This window comes from Vibrio makurazakiensis, assembly GCF_050337375.1.
Lineage (GTDB): Bacteria > Pseudomonadota > Gammaproteobacteria > Enterobacterales > Vibrionaceae > Vibrio > Vibrio makurazakiensis.
This window is the reverse complement of the sequence record NZ_JAKJSW010000381.1, coordinates 1-2365: the sequence shown is the minus strand read 5'-3', so window position 1 is coordinate 2365 and position 2365 is coordinate 1. Positions and strand designations below refer to the sequence as shown.

Here is a 2365-nt window from a genome sequence, read left to right as displayed (position 1 = left end):
CCTTACAGGTGCACGCTCTACTTCTATTATTGCAGTTGTTATTTTTGGCGTGCTTACCGGTATAGCGGCACGTAAAGTGATGGCTGAGAAAGAAGAGCTAGAAACACCGATTCGCACTTTCGTTGAAGCCATTCAATCTATCGTGATGCGCTTAGTTAAGATGATCATGGCACTAACGCCTTACGGTATCGCGGCGTTAATGGCTAAAGTTGTTGCGACTTCAAGTGCTTCAGACATTCTTAGCTTACTAGGCTTCATTGTGGCTTCTTACGTAGCTATTTTCTTAATGTTTGTTGTTCACGGCATACTGGTTTCTTTTGTTGGCGTGAGCCCGAAGGAATACTTCCAGAAAATTTGGCCTGTACTAACATTCGCTTTCACGTCTCGAAGCTCAGCCGCTACAATTCCGCTGAACGTAGAAGCACAAATCACTAAGCTTAACGTTCCACCAGCAATTGCTAACTTGTCTGCATCATTCGGGGCAACTATTGGTCAAAATGGCTGTGCTGGTATCTACCCTGCAATGTTGGCAGTAATGGTTGCTCCAACAGTTGGAATCAACCCAATGGAAATCAACTTCATTCTTTCGTTGATTGCTATTATCACGGTAAGTTCTTTTGGTATCGCTGGTGTCGGTGGCGGCGCAACATTCGCGGCACTAATTGTACTTCCTGCTATGGGTCTACCTGTCACTATTGCAGCATTACTTATCTCTATTGAACCTTTAATCGATATGGCTCGTACTGCGCTTAACGTATCTGGTGCCATGACGGCGGGTACGATTACTAGTCGAATTCTAGGTAAGAAGAAAGAAGAACAAGTGGAACTTGAAAACGCTAACGCATAACTTCATTTGTTAGTAATAAAAAACCGATGCATGAGCATCGGTTTTTTTGTTTGAGTGCAATAACGTTTGTTTTAGTACAACGATTACCACATCAAATCGTCTGGAATCACGAAGTCTTTGTATGGGTCGTCTTCGTCTACTTCGWCAGAAGTTGATGCTTGAGTATCAACGATTGACTCTTCATCACGCATCGCAATCTTGTTCGCAACACTTGTAGGAATAACCACATAGCTTTCTTCTTGGCGTGCAATACTTAAAATACCGCAGCTAAGTTGCTTTTGCGTTAGCTCTTCTACATACAAGTATTTAACGACAGTACCGTCTGTGAAGTTATATTTGATCTCGCCGTTTTTAAGGTCGATTTTGTTCATCTGAATCAATTGTTTTACCTGAGCTTTGATCTCTTTACTCAGTTGTTTTTCTTTCAATTGATTGTTCAATTCTTTATCTTTTTCTTGCTGAGCAAGCTTGTTCTCTTCTGCCGCGGCTTTCGCTTCGCGTGCTTGAACTCGTGATTTCTTAGAGCCCTTTTTCGCTTTCTTTAGCTTCTTCTCATTTACTAAGCCAGCTTTTAGCATTTGCTCTTGTAGTGTTAACTTTGCCATGACCTTTCCAACTCAGGATTAAAAACAGCCGTATCATACCTGTTTTTTCACCTTCTGTTTATCTTGCTTGTTATAAAACTTCATTTGGTACATGCGCTTGTCAGCGATACCAATAAGCTCATCGATCTCGTTGGCATCTTCTGGGAAGTTAGCAACACCAACGCTTACTCCCAATGACTCATGTTCAGAAAAACAACTGCCGACTTTACTTGATAGTAAATCAATGTAGTCGAGCACCTCATTTTGTTGGGATTTTTGGCTATGGAGAATCGCGAACTCATCCCCTCCCATTCGATAAGCCCGATAATCGTCGCACTTAAAATCATTAAGATGATCTGCTAATTCTACTAACACTCGGTCTCCTTCTTGGTGACCAAATTTGTCGTTGATGCCTTTGAATCCATCTAAATCGAGCAAATATAATGTAAACGCCTGCTCTCGGTCGTGATAACGCTGCATCTTAATAAATAGTGCGAGTCGATTACCTAAATTAGTCAGAACATCGGTCATTGCTAATTTATGGTGATAACGAGATTCTTTGTAGAACACGACGCTAATCAGCAATAAGCAGAACATAAAGCCCACAAGTAGTATGACTTGAAGGAATTGGAGGCTCTGCGCTTTATTCTGTTGGGCTTGGTATAAGGGGCTCTTAACGCGAAAGTTTCGATTCACATAATCAATCATACTGARGTACAACTTCCGTACCGACTGGTTAAACTCTTGCCCTCTGACAAGGTCAGTATTGGTGACTAATTTAAGGTTATCTTCCAATGCGCGATAATCCTCGAACAACTGTTCAAAGAAAACTCTCGCATCCCCCATTTCCATAAAGTTATCAGACTCTTTACTATTAATAAGTAGATCAAACCGACTCCAGGCCAAATCATACTTAAGCCAGACCAATTTTAAG

General features: G+C 41.3%; 3 protein-coding genes. 1 reads left to right on the top strand and 2 read right to left on the bottom strand.

Features of this window, described 5'->3' with window-relative positions:
- Positions 1–847 (top strand): cation:dicarboxylate symporter family transporter (locus L4C33_RS21625; protein ID WP_428814447.1); only part of this gene is annotated, 847 nt, incomplete at its 5' end.
- A gap of 83 nt (positions 848–930) precedes the next feature.
- Here L4C33_RS21625 and L4C33_RS21620 read toward each other — a convergent pair.
- Complete coding sequence (locus L4C33_RS21620; RefSeq protein WP_428814446.1) at positions 931–1452, bottom strand: DUF2058 domain-containing protein; 522 nt, start codon at positions 1450–1452, stop codon at positions 931–933.
- Between the two features lie 33 nt (positions 1453–1485).
- A partial coding sequence (locus L4C33_RS21615; RefSeq protein ID WP_428814445.1) for a GGDEF domain-containing protein occupies positions 1486–2365 on the bottom strand: 880 nt, incomplete at its 5' end.